This is a genomic window from Citrobacter sp. MGH100, from assembly GCF_001034465.1.
Classification (GTDB): Bacteria; Pseudomonadota; Gammaproteobacteria; order Enterobacterales; family Enterobacteriaceae; genus Citrobacter; species Citrobacter youngae.
The window spans coordinates 666,155-682,952 of record NZ_KQ089801.1; the positions used below are offsets into that span (position 1 = coordinate 666,155).

Sequence of the window (16,798 nt, forward strand, 5' to 3'; positions counted from 1 at the left end):
AATGAGTACAATAGAAAATCTAGACTCTCACACCCCCATGATGCAGCAGTACTTTCATTCAACATCTTACCTATTGATATTATTGAATAATTCAATATTTAACCAAATTTGGTATACATATGGGCTACTATATCTTAAAAAAAAGCAATGATAGATAGCTTAGGGGAGTATACCAAGTCATCAAAAAATAATGGAACGATACTTCTTGTTCACACAGATTTAAGTTATATTCTGAATAAGTATAGGTCATCATCCTATTAAATAAAAAATAAATTTAATTCAGATGGAGAAAGAAATGTTCAGTAGAGGCTCAGAATGGAATAAATGGGATCTTCATGTCCATACTCCTGCATCAGTTTTGAGAAACGAATATAGAGACGACTGGGATAAATATATTATTGATTTATTCACTAAAGCTATCGAAGAAAATATAAAAGTAATAGGGATTACTGATTATTTTTTCATAGATGGATATAAAAAGATAAAAAATGACTACTTATCTAACCCTGAAAGAATGGAGCAATTATTAGGTGCTGAAAATTATGAGTTAGTTAAAGAAATAAGGGTATTACCAAACATCGAGTTCAGAATTGATAAATTAGTTATCGGAAAGGAATCAGATTTAAGGTGGAATAGAAAAGTAAATTACCATCTCTTATTATGTGATTCTGTTTCTCCAGAAACCATAGAAAAAGAAATTATAAACTGTCTGAAATTTGATTTTTATTCAGAACCAGGTGCCAGAACAGACAGAAGAAACTTCACAAAAGAGAATATAATCGAATTTGGCGAAAAACTATGCCAACATCAACATAATTTTGCTGGACAAAATCCTTTATTTGTAGGGATGATAAATTCATGCTTCAATCTTGATGAACTCAAAGACATATTAAACACGAACGGAAAATTCAAAGGAAAATATATATTAGCTTTACCAGCAGACGAAGATCTAAGTAAAGTCAGTTGGAAGAGTCAAGGCCATGCCGTTCGGAAGCATCTCATAATGCAATCACACATGCTCTTCACTTCAAATAGTGGCACTATTGATTTTTGCAAAGGTGAAAAACACGAGACGATAAGAGATTATCTGAAAGAGTTTGGAAACATAAAACCTTGCGTTTGGGGTTCAGATGCACACTCCTCAGATAAAATGTTTAAACCTGACGATAACAGACACACCTGGATAAAAGCTAATCTCAGTTTTGATGGGCTAAAACAAATAATATATGAGCCTGAGTCGAGAGTTAAAATCCAAGAATCTCACCCTCAGACAAAAGCTGGATATCAAACGATATTAAGAGCAAGATTTATATGTGAAGATAAAAAATTCCCCAAAAATTGGATATATTTAAATAAAGATTTGAATACAATAATAGGTGGAAAGTCTTCTGGAAAATCACTTTTACTTTACTTCATTGCAGCGGCTATAAATAAAAGTGCTGTTTTAGAAAATATAAACTTAGCTGACACCGATAACTATAATACACAAGGTGTTGACTTTGAGGTAGAATGGGATGATGGAAGTATTAGTTTGCTCTCTGACTTAGAGGATACAAAACCTATAACTTACATACCTCAATTGTATATTAATAAACTTGCGGAAGTTGAAGGAAAAAATCAGCTCAAAAAACTTATCGAGTCAATTCTGAAGCAGAATAGAGATTTTTATGAATTCAGTGAAGTAAAAGACTCTGAAATTAAATTAAAAAACAAAGAGATAAAAGAAAAAATTGAACTTCATCAGACATTTTCAGATAATTACACAACATTATGTGATGAAAGAAATAAGATTGGTGATAAATTCTCTATTGAAAAGGAGATCAGTTCATTAGAAGAACAATGTAAAAAACTAAGAGAAAAATCAGGATTCAATCAGCAAGAAATAATAAAATACAATAAACTCAACACCATTCTAAAAAACTCTGAGAATAGACTAAGAGTAGTTGATAACTATCATTTAAACTCCACAAAGCTAATAACTGGCCTACACGAAAGGTTTCTAGATTACACTAATGCTTTAAAATCTGATTTAGCATCCTCATTAAGTGTTGCGGATACTGCTATTTTTTCCAGAAAATACTATTCCATTATTGAAAAAGGTATGGACAGTATTCGCTTAGAAACTCAAAAGCATTTTGAGTTGAAAACAAATAAAATACCAAAACTCATCGATAAAATCACACAAATAAAAGAAAAATCAGAGTTAGAGATCACTCCTTTATTATTAAAAGTTAAGGAAAAACAAAGCCTCGACTTATTTACCAAAAAAATAAGTATCGAAAGAGAAAAACTAAGCAAAATAAATGGACTGCAACAAGTAATAGATAAATTATTAGTAGATGCAAAAGACAACCTTTCTAATTTACAAACAAACTATGCAGAATTAATGTCTTTATATCAAGACTATATTATTGAGTTATCATCCGAGCAATATAGTATTTCTGATGATATGAAAATAATCCCTAAACTGAGTTTCAATAAAGATGGATTTGATAAATTCATAGATAATTATGACATGAGAGGCAATTTACAACCTTTAATGGGTGATGCATATGATCCTAAAGAGATTTTTGCTTTTGATGTAGTAAACCATATAGAAAAAATAAATACCATTTTAGCAAATACAAAAAAAGAAACCTGTCCCAAAGTGAAGAAAGGGATTACTAAAAAGGATATCCTTTACACACTCTACGATGACTATTTCTTCATTGATTATGAAATTATCTATAATAATGATGAAATAATAAAAATGTCTCCCGGTAAAAGAGGGTTAGTTCTTTTGAATTTATTGCTGCACCTGAGCAATGCATCGCATCCAATACTCATAGATCAACCAGAAGATAACTTAGATAACAGAACTATTTATGAACAGTTGAACAGGTTTATTAAGCAACGCAAAAAAACGAGACAAATAATATTGGTTACTCATAACGCAAACCTTGTTGTTTCCGCTGATTCAGAATGTGTTATTGTTGCAAACCAAACTGGTCAAATTAAAGATGGTGAGAATGAAGAGTATCAGTTTGAATATATCAGTAATGCACTTGAAAATACTTTTGAAAAAATACAGGATACTTGCCTTCTCAAGAGTATGGGTATAAGGCAACATGTATGTGAAATTCTGGAGGGAGGCCAGGATGCATTTAAAGAAAGAGAAATAAAATATGGCCTAAGATTCTAAATGATATATAGGAATGTTAGCAAGGTATGACTAAGAGAAGCGGAGCTTCTCTTGTCCCTTGCTCTTTTCACCGTTCTGTTGAAAAAATCAAAATCTAAGCACGAAGATTGACCTACACTGAGATTCTTAATGCTAAACGTGGAAACAAAAGCAAGGCGAATGGCTTCGATTAACCTCTTTGATAGGCTTCCTCCTGTCGTTCCTGCTATCAATGTTGAAGCTTGGAAATCACAGTCTAACATATCCCAAAAGCTGAACCGCCTTATAAGCCATCTTGATGCAAAAAGTAGCAATAGTGAGTTAGCTAAAACAGAGATCTTCGCAGTCAAGAAACAGATCAAAGAGCTTCGCTCGTGCCAGACAGCCTCTATGAGTAGGTATTCCTATGAAGTGAATGCAACAGCCCCTCATCCCTCTAAAAAATGGTCATGAGAGCATGATTGTCAGGATTGCAATTAACCATCAAATTCTTTTTATGTTTTTAGCTTTATCTGAATTTTCTAATATGATTGAAGAAATTATTTTTTCTTCTTTTTTTGCAATTAGAGATTGGATATTAATAGTACCATAATCTAAATTATCTCCCCACCAGTACATGAATTCTTTTATTACGGAAGTCATATTGTCTATAACCTCTTGAGATCCTTCGTTATAAATAAAAGATAGTATTTTTAAATTTTCAACATCAATCTCTTGCACAATTATCCGAAACATATCATCAGTTGGATATAAATTCGTTTCATTTAATGATATATTTAATTTCTCAAGCATCTCATTCATAAGCAAGTCTACTTCATTGAAGGCCGTATTATATTCAGTCATTATTTAACCTCTTGTTTTAAATTTATACAACATTACAATTAATCACTTTAAGAAAGAATGTCAAGCGTTTTTGTTAAATAAATAATATTTATTATAAAAAGAATTGCTTGAGTGAATAATTTTTTAATTATAAGCACCATACAGTGTCATCTATTCAACCGAAGCGGAAATTTATAGCATCTTCTGTGCTGCAAGAGAAGCTTTAAAATAAATGCAAGTTAAGCTGTATATCTTTATATAAAATATCAGGCACTGCGATTTTTTATTATTATAGCGAAATGAAGCAAGGGCTAACTCTGCGAAGCCGCTGCGCTTGCTTCTTCGAGTTCCCCTTGCTTTTCTTCCCTTCGGTTAGAAAAGAAAGAAAACCTCTGCCAACCTTGCATATCAATAATTATATTCAGGCAAATATCATATATACTTCTCTTAAGCATTTCTTCCAAAAATAAACCTCTCACTTTACAAACAACTTGACACATCATTTTAGCTTGACATCCTATTCGTTTAGAATATTAACACCCGATGAATTTTAATGACCAAGTAAAAATTTTCACCATGACAAAAAATTTAATAACTAAACGTGATGTAAGTACATTAAGACAGTTTTTTGATTACAAAGTTTTGTATCTTTTGCTTTATCTTCCTGTAAATATGCAAGAAGAGGATAGAGTGAAGGGTACAGAAAATTCTCACAGTTATGTAGTATGGAACTCACTTGGTGTTAGTCCGAATAGTAGAAATTCACCCAGACAAACATTAACAGCTATACAGCAATTATGCCTATGACCGTGACTCCATTGAGGGCCAACGACTGACATCAACAACCCTGTTACAAAGCACTTACCCCATGAGTCATTGCACTTGCTGAGCTGAACGAAAACACTAAAATCAGATAATAATTAATCGCTGTATAAGCTCGTAACAAGCGGAACTTTAAGGCAAAATAGGGCTACCATCCTAATTCACGAAGTTACGCCAATGGCAAGAAAACCTAAAGAAATCAAAACAGATCCGTTAGAAGTCATCCTGTGGAAAGCGGCAGACAAGCTGCGTAAAAACATTGATGCAGCCGAGTATAAGCATGTCGTGCTGGGCCTCATTTTCCTTAAGTATATTTCTGATTCTTTTGAATCTCATTATGAGTTGCTGAAGGCTGGTGAAGGCGAGTTCGCAGGCGCTGACCCGGAAGATAAAGACGAGTACACCGCTTACAACATTTTCTTTGTCCCTGAGCTTGCACGCTGGAACTATCTAATATCTAAGGCCAAGCTACCTGAAATCGGTAAGCTGGTTGATGATGCTATGGAGCTTATCGAAGCGGGTAACCCACAGCTAAAAGGTGTGCTGCCGAAAGTCTACGCTCGCCAGAACCTCGACGCCACCGTGCTGGGTGAACTGATAGATTTGATTGGCAACATTGCACTGGGAGATGCCAAAGCGCGTTCTGCTGATGTATTAGGCCACGTATTCGAATACTTCCTTGGTGAATTTGCACTGGCAGAAGGCAAACAGGGCGGTCAGTTCTATACGCCAAAATCCATCGTAAGCCTGCTGGTTAACATGCTGGAACCCTATAAAGGCCGAGTCTTTGACCCCTGCTGTGGTTCTGGTGGTATGTTCGTTCAGTCAGAAAAATTTGTGGCAGCACACCAGGGAAATATTGACGATATTTCGATCTATGGACAGGAGTCCAACCAGACCACCTGGCGTTTGGCAAAAATGAACCTAGCAATTCGTGGCATTAACTCCGAACACGTTCGCTGGAATAATGAAGGTTCATTCCTTAACGATGCTCATAAAGATTTAAAATCTGATTTTATCATTGCTAACCCACCGTTTAACGTTTCCGACTGGTCCGGTGAGCAGCTTCGTGGTGATGCCCGTTGGCAATATGGTATCCCTCCTGCCGGCAATGCTAACTTTGCCTGGATGCAACACTTCCTGTATCACCTGTCGCCAAAAGGTCAGGCTGGCGTTGTGCTGGCAAAAGGGGCTTTAACCTCTAAAAGTTCGGGTGAAGGTGATATTCGTGCAGCACTGGTCAAAGATGCCAATGTGATTGATTGTATCGTTAACTTACCCGCAAAACTGTTCCTGAATACCCAGATCCCAGCGGCCTTATGGTTTATGCGCCGAGATCGTGAAAACAGCAGTCATTATCGTGATCGCAGTAAAGAAATTCTGTTTATTGATGCCCGTAATCTTGGTCATTTAATCAACCGCCGTAGCAAAGTGCTTTCTGACGAAGATATCAAAACTATTGCTGACACCTACCATAACTGGCGTAACAAAGGTGGCGACTACGAAGATGTGGCTGGTTTCTGTGCATCTGTCGATATCAATGAAGTCGCTAAACTTGATTATGTGCTGACGCCTGGCCGTTATGTTGGCCTTGCTGACGAAGAAGACGATTTTGACTTTAAAGAACGTTTTACGGCTCTTAAAGCGGAGTTTGAAGCACAATTGGAAGAAGAAGCGCATCTGAATAAGTCTATCGCTGAGAGTCTGGCGAAGGTGGTTTTATGAGTCAGTGGATAAAAACTAAACTTGGTGAGATTGTCATTCTTAATTATGGTAAAGCATTAAAGGCACAGGATAGGAATGCTGGCTCTATACCTGTATATAGTTCAGGTGGATTAACTGGTTGGCATAACAAAGCATTAATAAACGAACAAGGAATTATTATTGGTCGTAAAGGAACTGTTGGGAAAGCGTACTTAACTTATGGACCATTTTGGTGTATTGATACTGCTTATTATATTTTACCTAACCCTTCGAAATATGATTTTGTTTTTTTATTCTATTTGTTGAAAACATTAGGGCTGGAAGAACTGAACGAAGATAGCGCTGTTCCTGGACTAAACAGGGATACCGCTTATAGTCAAGAGATCCTATTACCTTCACTGCCAGAGCAAAAAGCCATCGCCTCTGTACTGTCCTCTCTTGATGACAAAATAGACCTGCTTCATCGCCAGAATAAAACGCTGGAATCTATGGCTGAAACACTGTTTAGGCAATGGTTTGATGTGGATAGCAATGATGAATGGCAAGAAAAAAATGTCCTAGATATATTCACATTAGTTGGAGGTGGAACGCCAAAAACTTCAGTTGCTGAATATTGGACCGATGAGATACCTTGGATTTCCGGAGGAGATATTTCAGCAGCTCATCAAGGCTATCTGTATAGCACAGAAAAGTCTATAAGCTTAGCGGGACTTCAAAACAGTTCAGCTAAATTGCTGCCTAAAAACTCAACCGTTATAAGTGCTCGTGGTACAGTGGGAAAGTACGCTCTTTTAGCAAGAGATATGGCTTTTAGTCAATCCAATTATGGCATTGTTTCAAAAATTGGAAGCTATCCTTTCTTCATATATCTTCTGGTTGGATTTATTGTCGATGATTTGCTGACAGCGGCTTATGGCAGCGTATTTGACACTATTACGACAAGAACTTTCGAGTCTGTAAACTTGAAGTTTCCTTCTTTAAATTCAATTGAGAAATTTAATGAAGAAATATCTCCGATATTTAGTAAGAAAGAGACGAACACTCAGCAAATTAAAACACTAGAAAATCTCCGCGATACCCTACTTCCCAAACTGATGAACGGTGAAGTACGGGTTCAGTATGCAGAAGAAGCAATCGCATCAGTAGCATAAAATAATTATGCGGGTGTACAGCCCGCTCTCTGGTTAAGCGGCAATAAGGACAGTACGCATGGCAAAGATGACCGAATCCGATATTGAAGTAATGGCAATTGAGCACCTGCAAGGGCTGGGCTATGAGTATGTTTACGGCCCGGACATTGAACCCAGTGGAATCAATCCGTTACGTAGCTATCAGCAGGTTATCCTTGAAGATAAAGTGCGTACAGCATTGCAACGAATTAATCCGCACCTTAGTGAGCAGAAGTGTGAGGAAGCTCTAAAACAGGTGATGCAGATCAGCTCACCTGACCTAATGGCAAACAATCTAACCTTTCATCGCCTTTTGACCGAAGGAATCAATATCGAAGTCAGCAAGGATGGTAATACACAAGGGGAGCTGGCCAGCCTGATCGACTTTAACGATCCCACTAATAATGCATTTCTGGTCATTAATCAGCTCACCATCAAAGAAGGCAACCATACCCGCCGGCCGGATCTTATTTTGTTCATCAACGGTCTGCCGTTAGTCGTTATTGAACTAAAAAATGCTACTGACGAAAATGCTACGGTATTGGGCGCTTATAACCAGATTAAAACCTATCAGAACCAAATACCCAGCCTGTTTACCTACAATGCGTTTAATGTTATTTCAGACGGACTGGAATCCAAGGCGGGTACAGTTTCTGCTGATTTCAGTCGCTATATGACGTGGAAAACAGCTAATGGTAAAACACAAGCCACCAGTACCCAACCACAGCTTGAGGTTTTATTACAGGGGTTACTTAATCCTGTAACGCTGTTGGATGTGATCCGCCACTTTATCGTGTTTGAAGCCAGTAAACATGAAGACAGCCAAGGGATTATCAGTATCCGCACTGTTAAAAAAATGGCCGCTTATCACCAGTATTACGCGGTCAATGCAGCAGTTCTTTCCACTATTCGTGCCTCAGCGGTGAATGCGGACTCCCCCTCTGCCGAAGTGGCACTGCGCCAGCAGGGACGTAACAGTAAAGATCTTGTTAATGCGCAAAAAACCGGAGATCGCAAAGCGGGCGTAGTCTGGCATACTCAGGGTTCCGGTAAATCGCTTTCGATGGTGTTTTATACCGGGAAAATTGTGCTGGCGCTGGATAATCCGACAGTTGTTGTGATTACTGACCGTAACGATTTGGATGATCAGCTATTCGGTACGTTCTCTTCCGCGACCCAGCTACTTCGTCAGACACCAAAACAGGCCGACAACCGGGAAGAACTCAAAGAATATTTGCGCGTAGCCTCTGGCGGTGTGGTGTTTACCACTATTCAAAAATTCCAGCCTAATGATGGCAGCAATATCTATGAGTTGTTGTCAGACAGAACCAATATTGTCGTTATCGCTGATGAAGCCCACCGTTCACAATACGGTTTCAGCGCCAAAGAAGTTGACGTGAAAGACAGTGAAGGCAACGTTACAGGTAAGCGCACTGTTTATGGCTTTGCCAAATATATGCGTGATGCCTTACCTAATGCGACCTATCTCGGCTTTACCGGAACCCCCATAGAAAAAACGGACGTCAACACGCCTGCTGTTTTTGGTAACTATGTTGATATCTACGATATCTCGCAGGCCGTTGAAGATGGTGCAACAGTTCGTATCTTTTATGAAAGCCGTCTTGCCAAAATTGCCATCAGTGATGAAGGTCGTCAGCTTATTGAAGACTTTGATGATGAGTTTAACGAGGACGAACTGACGCTCACGCAAAAAGAACGTTCTAAATGGGCCAGAATCGAAGGTTTGATTGGCAGTTCAAAACGTATTAAAGCGATTGCGGCGGATATGGTTCTGCACTTTGAGCAGCGCTTAAAATCCAATGCCGATCATGGTAAGGGCATGATTGTTACCATGTCCCGCCGTATTGCTGCTGAACTATATAAAGAAATCATAGCCTTAAAACCTGAATGGCACAGCGATGATTTAAATGACGGTATAATAAAAGTCGTCATGACCTCTTCTGCTGCTGACGGGCCAGAAATTGCCAAACACCACACCACAAAAAAAGAACGTCAGGTTCTGGCTAACCGTATGAAGGATGACGACGACAAGCTGAAACTGGTGATAGTGCGTGATATGTGGTTAACCGGCTTCGACGCTCCCAGCATGCATACGCTGTATATCGACAAACCAATGAAAGGCCACAACCTTATGCAGGCAATTGCCCGTGTGAACCGTGTGTATAAAGATAAGATAGGCGGTCTGGTTGTTGACTATCTGGGCATTGCCTCTGATTTAAAAGAAGCCCTCTCCTTTTACTCTGATGCAGGTGGACGTGGAGATCCTGCTGAGGTTCAGGAAGAAGCCGTAACGCTCATGCAGGAAAAGCTGGAAATCCTGGAAGGCATGATGCATGGATACGATTACAAAGCTTACTTTGCCGCAACTACCTCACAACGCCTGACAATTATTCTTGAATCAGAAAACCATATTTTAGGGCTGGATAACGGTAAAGGTAAAATGCGTTTCCTGGCTGCGGTTGCAGCCTTATCGCAGGCATTTGCATTGGCGACACCGCACGATAAAGCAATGGAAGCGGCACCCGAAGTAGCATTCTTCCAGGCAGTAAAAGCCAGACTGAATAAATTTACTGAAAACTCAGACGGATCAGAAGAAGAACACAATGACAGTCTCGAAGTTCGGGTAAAACAGACTATCGATCAGGCTCTGGTTACCGATAAAGTTGTTGATATTTTTGACGCTGCTGGGATACAAAAGCCTGATATTTCCGTTCTTTCTGAAGAATTCCTTCAGGAAATGAAGGATTACCAACACAGAAATATTGCTTTGGAAACGCTTAAAAAACTGCTTTCTGACGAGATCAAGGTTCGCTCGAATCAAAGTATCACCCAAGGCAAAAAACTGATTGATATGCTGACCTCTGCAATCAATGGCTACCAGAACAAGGTACTGACCGCAGCGGAGGTAATTGATGAGCTAATCAAGCTTGCCAAGACTATCCAGGAATCTGACAGCCTTGCCACCCAGTTAAACCTCAGCGCTTATGAATATGCCTTCTATTCTGCTGTTGCAGATAACGACAGTGCTCGCGAGTTAATGGAAAAGGAAAAACTACGAGAACTGGCAGTCGTACTTACGGAGGCTATCCGCAACAATGTCAGTCTTGACTGGACAGTGAAAGAAGCAGCAAGAGCAAAAATTCGCGTGGTGGTAAAACGTCTGCTCAAAAAATATGGTTATCCACCCGATATGTCCTTGCTCGCCACAGAGACCATTTTGAAGCAGGCTGAACTTTTAGCTGGAGAATTAGGAAAATGATTCCCTAAATTTTTAGCATATAAACTATTTGGTAATGGTCCCAACTTATTGATAGTGTTTTATGTTCAGATAATGCCCGATTACTTTGTCATGCAGCTCCACCGATTTTGAGAACGACAGCGACTTCCGTCCCAGCCGTGCCAGGTGCTGCCTCAGATTCAGGTTATGCCGCTCAATTCGCTGCGTATATCGCTTGCTGATTACGTGCAGCTTTCCCTTCAGGCGGGATTCATACAGCGGCCAGCCATCCGTCATCCATATCACCACGTCAAAGGGTGACAGCAGGCTCATAAGACGCCCCAGCGTCGCCATAGTGCGTTCACCGAATACGTGCGCAACAACCGTCTTCCGGAGCCTGTCATACGCGTAAAACAGCCAGCGCTGGCGCGATTTAGCCCCGACATAGCCCCACTGTTCGTCCATTTCCGCGCAGACGATGACGTCACTGCCCGGCTGTATGCGCGAGGTTACCGACTGCGGCCTGAGTTTTTTAAGTGACGTAAAATCGTGTTGAGGCCAACGCCCATAATGCGGGCTGTTGCCCGGCATCCAACGCCATTCATGGCCATATCAATGATTTTCTGGTGCGTACCGGGTTGAGAAGCGGTGTAAGTGAACTGCAGTTGCCATGTTTTACGGCAGTGAGAGCAGAGATAGCGCTGATGTCCGGCGGTGCTTTTGCCGTTACGCACCACCCCGTCAGTAGCTGAACAGGAGGGACAGCTGATAGAAACAGAAGCCACTGGAGCACCTCAAAAACACCATCATACACTAAATCAGTAAGTTGGCAGCATCACCCCTTCCTGGCTGTTGAAAAAGACTACGCTGCTTAAATTTTAAATGAGCATCCTCAAGCCGAATAACTTAAAGGATGCTCTTCAAATTTTTATAAGAATTATCAACAGCAAAAAACCTCATAAAAAACACTACTCATTTAATTTCCAAAATTAAGATGAACATTAATAACCACCATTATATTACATGATCTTTTCCATATCCTATAGCATTACTCTCTATAGTATTAATATCTGAGCCTCTAATTATCTCCTTTATACAGATTAGCTCCAATATGGATAAATATTCTTGTGAAAATGGTTAATCCACATCACATAGGATAACCTTAACGTCCCTATGTTCCATTAAGTTAAGAATAACCTTAAGCAAACAAAATCAGATACCCCCTAATAAAACAAAAATAAATTTGAATACCGTAAAATCTGGTGTCATTAATATCTTGAAAACAACAAAAAAGGAGATAAACAATGATATCAAGAGAAAATAATAAAAATAACCTATTCCGTGTAAAGTCTAAAAATGGTGTCCTTCGTTGCCTTAAGGCTGGCATGGATATAAATATGTGCAATAGTAAAGGTCAAACTGCTCTTTTTACCTGTAATGTACCTGAAGCTATACAGGCAATGATTGACGCTGACATTGACATTCACCACTTGGATAATGACGGTAATAATGCATTATTCTATGCTCAAAATGTTGAAACAGTGGAACTTCTTGTCAGCAATGGTATTAATGTTAACCACCGGAATAAGTCAGGCACCCTTGCGATTCAACATATTGATGTTTCACCAGGGTTAGTAAAATATCTTATCAAAGCAGGACTAGATATCCATACCAAAGATAGCTATGGCAATTCCTTTCTTTTCATTCCATTTGAAGGATATGTGTACGATGCACTAATTGAGGCTGGTTGCGACATTAATCATAAAAATATAAGTGGACAGACAGCATTCGATCACTGGCAGTCAGAAAATAATAGCATAGTTGGTAAATATACGCACTGGGAATCTAAAAATGATAACTACATGCGCTTCCTTATCCGTAATATTCACCTTACAAATAGTTCAAAAATTGTATTCAAGAACATTACATTTAAATCAATTGAGCTGTTGTCATTGCTTATAAAACAAAAAAATGAATTTGAGATAAGTGATAAATGTATCATAACACCAACAAATGCCGACGCTAAAAAATTAATTTTACAACTAAAGAAGCTGACAGACATTAGTCATGTTTGGTTTTACATAAGCAGTACATATCTACTGACGCACTATGCAGGAAGACTGCTAATTAAATGGTTAATACGTAATGATATAAAAGTTGATATAGAATCGCTAAAAGAACGCTACTTTTATGAAGAAATCCTCCGGGACAAATTACAGAGAGAGCAAAAGGTTTTACGAACAACGCTTCAACCAGTTACCTGTAAAGCAATTACAAAAAAAAGATTATGAATTGAATCTGCCTGAACACTCTCCCCTTGGCTTTAACCTTTAGTTAGATAGCCAAGGGGCGCTAACATCATTAATTTAATACAAAGCCCCACATTGCACCTTTGCACTTTGATAAATTTATTTTTTAAAACACCCTCATCGCCAATTCATACTATATCAATCACTACTCTCAAACCAAATCAATCAAATAAAACACAGCACTTTTTGATAAAAATAAAATAACAATGAAAAACAACACCTTATATGAAATATAATAAAAATATAACTATTTAATTAAATAAATATAAAAATATATTTGCATTTTGTTTATTTAATAATATATATTTCCTTTGTTAATTAAATAAAGGAGAACTAAAATGAATAAAACAAAATATCCAAGCCTGACTAACTATCTCGCCAAAACAAAAAAGAACGCAGATCTTTATAGATTATATAATCCACAATTTTCTTTTTTCTGCAAAAGTGACACTCAGGAGCAAAGATTTTATTTCGATTATTTCTCAAGACATATGGTCTCGAAGAGAAATATTTTAACCGTATTCTCTATCTATACATTCACCTCTTATAACATGAACAAAAAAGAGACAATAAAAAATTTCATTCGATTTCTCAAAACGACGAATGAAAGTACATTCCATAATGCTTTTTCATTTCGCGGTGGTAACATTTTGTATGTAAGCAACAAAAACATGTTGAAAGAGATCTCATGGTTTTCACTCGCTCGAATTTACGAAGACATTAAAAAAATAAAGGAATATAAAACCAACCATGACAACTATATCAGATTAGTCGCTTAACAGAGGAGAAAAATTATGAATAACAACGCAATAAATACATTACTCTCTTGTAAAACTCCAAAAGACATTCAGGCTTGCATTAATGCAGGCTCCGATATTAATACACTGGATTCGTTTGGAAGAAATATACTGTTTTACTGTAAAAACCCAAGAATGATTGACACTCTGGTTAAAGCAGGAATAGATTTTAACCATGCTGACAACTATGGTCACAATGTTTTGTTTAACCAGCGAAATCCTCACATACTGAAAAAATTGATTGATTCCGGCGTAGATATACACCATAAAAATGGTCTCGGCCAAACCTGTTTATGCTCGTTAGCTGATAATATATCCTGTTGCAAAACCCTGATCAATGCTGGAATTAATGTCAACAATGTGGATAAATGCGGAAGAACAATACTTTTTTACGTAAAAAATCACTCTATCTTTGATTTGATGGTACAGGCCGGTTGCGATATAAACCACAGAGATAACCAGGGTCACGGTATTTTTGAAATTTGCTATTCATTAGGCGATTTCAAAGCCAAAATGCTCATTCGTCATATTAGTATGAAGGATAGCAGTCCAGTAATTTTCAACTACCTCAACAGCGAAAGTCTGCAGATAATGGATTTGCTTCAGAAGAAAAACCTTAACTTTACTATCTCTGATAACTGCCAGGTTTATCTAAGTGCCAATGAAAATGAAATGAGCTCTTTCTTCAGTGAACTAAAGAAGAAGACAGATATCAGCAACACACATTTTCGCCATATTGTACTGCGAGGTTATGATTTACGCGGGGACATTGAAACCATTAAATGGTTTATCCGCAATGACATCAAAATGGATAAAAAAAAACTGGAACAGCATATTCGACATGATGAGATTTGTAAATATATAGCAGAACATGAGAAAAAGAAACTTAGCGAAATTATGAAACAAACAATCTCTTTAATGCCAGTAAAACGTAGATTGTAACCTCCGCCCCTCCTCACTGTCATAATGAATTTAATATGAACCCTATTTTTACCCAGAGCAGATTACCTAATTAGCAATCTGCTCCACCTATCTTATTTATAAATTTCGACACTGCCTTGACTTATTTTACCAATGCGCTAACTGTAGATCATGAACACATTTTAAAAAAGGTTAGATATGCATAAAAATGAAAGTAAAGAAGATCTATCAAGAAGCTCAAGAAGAGGTAAATTCCATACAGCAAAATATTCACCTAATGAAGTTCGAACTCACTGCGTCAGCGTTCAGTTAAACGAAGAAGAATTATCTATTCTCGATAGTAAAAGAGGCCCTTATAAAAAAGGGGAATGGCTAAGAATGGCATCCCTCAACAAACTCCCACCGGTATTACCTGAAATCAATCGTGAAGCATGGGTTAAACTCGGCAACCTTTCACAGGATTTAAACCGCCTGCTGAATCATCTCGACAGCAAAAGCCCTGACAGCGAACTGACCCGTACAGAACTCTTCGCCCTGCGCAGACAAATCAAAACTCTCAGGGATCACCTTATTCCATCAACCTTTCTGGAGCAAGACCAGTGAAAGGCATGCAGAAAATAAAGCGGGGTAAACAGTTTGCAGGTGTGGTTCTCTATAGCCTTAAGTCAGGATCTCACCACAAAATCACGCCTTATATTATCGGTGGCAACATGACGGGAAGCACTGCTGCTGAACTTATCAGTGAATTTGAAGGCACAAGACTACTGCGCCCCGGTGTCGCCAAACCTGTCTGGCATAATTCGCTTCGCCTGCCAAAGGGAGAAACACTGTCAGTCAGACAATGGGCGGCATTCGCTGACGATTATATGACCCGGATGGGATTCACTGAAACCCATCTTCGCTGCTATATCATGCACGATGATTCGGACGGGCAGCATATCCATATAATAGCTAACAGAATTAACATGGTCGGTGGGAAGCTGTACCTTGGGAAAAATGAAAATCTTATCAGTACCCGGATTATCAGCGAGCTGGAGAAAGTCCACAAACTCACTCAAACCACATCTGCAATCAGTAGTCATAGTCAGGAGAAAAGAAAGCCTTCCCGCAACGAGCTGATGATGGCTGAAAGAACGACAACTCCCTGCCCCAGGTCCACTCTGCAGAGCCTGATTGATAATGCGTTAACCGGCCGCCCTGATTTGCTGACTTTTATCACTATGCTGGAAAAGGAAGGCGTGAACTGTAAACCTAATATCGCCTCAACGGGAAAAATGAACGGCTTTTTATTTCAGTACCAGGGCATTGCCTTTAAAGCGTCTCAGCTTGGAAAAAAGTATGGCTGGTCTTCTCTGCAAACACAGATTGATTTTACACCAGAGCACCTGGCTTTACTGAAAAAAGAGCAACAGCAGACTGTGCCAGTGCCAGTGCCAGTGCCAGTGCCAGTGCCAGTGCCAGTGCCATCATGCGAGCCTGAAGAACAGGCTGCAAACCGGGAAACGATTCTGGAGAAAATCCTTCAGCTTGAAGAAAAAATTCGTCTGGAAAGACAACAGGAAACAGTGGGTGTCATTCAGCTCAGGAGCAAGCTGCACAATACAACCCGTCAGATACCCCGCCAGCGTCGCCTGAAGGCGTGGCTTTTACTACTCAGCCAAATTGTTGTACTTCTAAGGCGCAAGGGACTGTCACTGCTGCATGCCACAATACATCATTTCCGCAAGATTCTTCATCTGCACCTATTAGAACCCATTCCTTTCACAGCCGGTCATTCCCTTCAGGAACAATCAGTTAGTAATAACCAGCACCTCACACCATAAGAATCCCTAGTTTATAATGTAATGATAGTCAAT

At 38.8% G+C, this 16,798-nt stretch carries 11 protein-coding genes and 1 pseudogene; 10 read left to right on the forward strand and 2 right to left on the reverse strand.

The genetic code is table 11. The annotated features are described in order from the left end of the window. Nucleotides 1–295: 295 nt before the first annotated feature. Nucleotides 296–3,181, forward strand: coding sequence for a TrlF family AAA-like ATPase (locus tag SK32_RS14775; protein ID WP_048213043.1), 2,886 nt, complete (start codon nt 296–298; stop codon nt 3,179–3,181). Between the two features lie 119 nt (nt 3,182–3,300). Further along, nucleotides 3,301–3,613 (forward strand): annotated as a pseudogene (locus tag SK32_RS26465) (hypothetical protein); the annotation flags it as partial. Between the two features lie 30 nt (nt 3,614–3,643). Here SK32_RS26465 and SK32_RS14785 read toward each other — a convergent pair. Next, the gene (locus SK32_RS14785) at nt 3,644–4,003 is read right to left on the reverse strand and encodes a hypothetical protein (RefSeq protein ID WP_048213044.1); all 360 of its coding nucleotides are present in this window, start codon (nt 4,001–4,003) and stop codon (nt 3,644–3,646) included. Between the two features lie 978 nt (nt 4,004–4,981). Between SK32_RS14785 and SK32_RS14790 the strand changes: the two genes are divergently transcribed. Genes SK32_RS14790 through SK32_RS14800 form a run of 3 tightly spaced genes read left to right on the forward strand, consistent with a single transcriptional unit; the run spans nt 4,982 to nt 10,957 of the window. After that, nucleotides 4,982–6,529 carry a type I restriction-modification system subunit M gene (locus SK32_RS14790; protein ID WP_023294350.1) on the forward strand — a complete coding sequence of 516 codons (1,548 nt, stop codon included), beginning with the start codon at nt 4,982–4,984 and terminating at the stop codon, nt 6,527–6,529. Continuing rightward, on the forward strand, nt 6,526–7,659 hold the full coding sequence (locus tag SK32_RS14795) for a restriction endonuclease subunit S (protein WP_048213045.1): 1,134 nt from the start codon (nt 6,526–6,528) through the stop codon (nt 7,657–7,659). Before SK32_RS14790 ends, SK32_RS14795 begins: the two co-directional genes overlap by 4 nt. Nucleotides 7,660–7,717: 58 nt before the next feature. Next, nucleotides 7,718–10,957 carry a type I restriction endonuclease subunit R gene (locus tag SK32_RS14800; RefSeq protein ID WP_021536850.1) on the forward strand — a complete coding sequence of 1,080 codons (3,240 nt, stop codon included), beginning with the start codon at nt 7,718–7,720 and terminating at the stop codon, nt 10,955–10,957. 45 nt (nt 10,958–11,002) lie between these two features. On the opposite strand, the gene SK32_RS14805 is transcribed toward SK32_RS14800, so the two are convergent. Further along, nucleotides 11,003–11,700 (reverse strand): IS1-like element IS1A family transposase gene (locus SK32_RS14805; RefSeq protein WP_103215986.1). Its coding sequence is split into 2 segments (ribosomal slippage): nt 11,003–11,451 and nt 11,451–11,700, totalling 699 coding nucleotides; the frame shifts between segments, so codons are not numbered across the junction. 519 nt (nt 11,701–12,219) lie between these two features. Between SK32_RS14805 and SK32_RS14810 the strand changes: the two genes are divergently transcribed. The 5 genes from SK32_RS14810 (at nt 12,220) to SK32_RS14830 (ending at nt 16,765) form a co-directional block, all read left to right on the forward strand. After that, nucleotides 12,220–13,206, forward strand: a complete 987-nt coding sequence (locus tag SK32_RS14810) for an ankyrin repeat domain-containing protein (RefSeq protein WP_048213046.1) — start codon at nt 12,220–12,222, stop codon at nt 13,204–13,206. A 356-nt stretch (nt 13,207–13,562) separates the two neighbouring features. Then, nucleotides 13,563–14,003 carry a hypothetical protein gene (locus SK32_RS26600; protein ID WP_016246254.1) on the forward strand — a complete coding sequence of 147 codons (441 nt, stop codon included), beginning with the start codon at nt 13,563–13,565 and terminating at the stop codon, nt 14,001–14,003. Between the two features lie 15 nt (nt 14,004–14,018). Further along, on the forward strand, nt 14,019–14,963 hold the full coding sequence (locus SK32_RS14820) for an ankyrin repeat domain-containing protein (RefSeq protein ID WP_048213047.1): 945 nt from the start codon (nt 14,019–14,021) through the stop codon (nt 14,961–14,963). Nucleotides 14,964–15,140: 177 nt separating this feature from the next. Then, nucleotides 15,141–15,545: a hypothetical protein gene (locus SK32_RS14825; RefSeq protein ID WP_048213048.1), complete on the forward strand. Its 405-nt coding sequence runs from the start codon at nt 15,141–15,143 to the stop codon at nt 15,543–15,545. After that, nucleotides 15,542–16,765 (forward strand): relaxase/mobilization nuclease domain-containing protein, encoded by a 1,224-nt coding sequence (locus tag SK32_RS14830; protein ID WP_048213049.1) that lies wholly within the window; start codon nt 15,542–15,544, stop codon nt 16,763–16,765. The genes SK32_RS14825 and SK32_RS14830 overlap by 4 nt, the downstream gene beginning before the upstream one ends. The last annotated feature ends 33 nt before the right edge of the window (nt 16,766–16,798 follow it).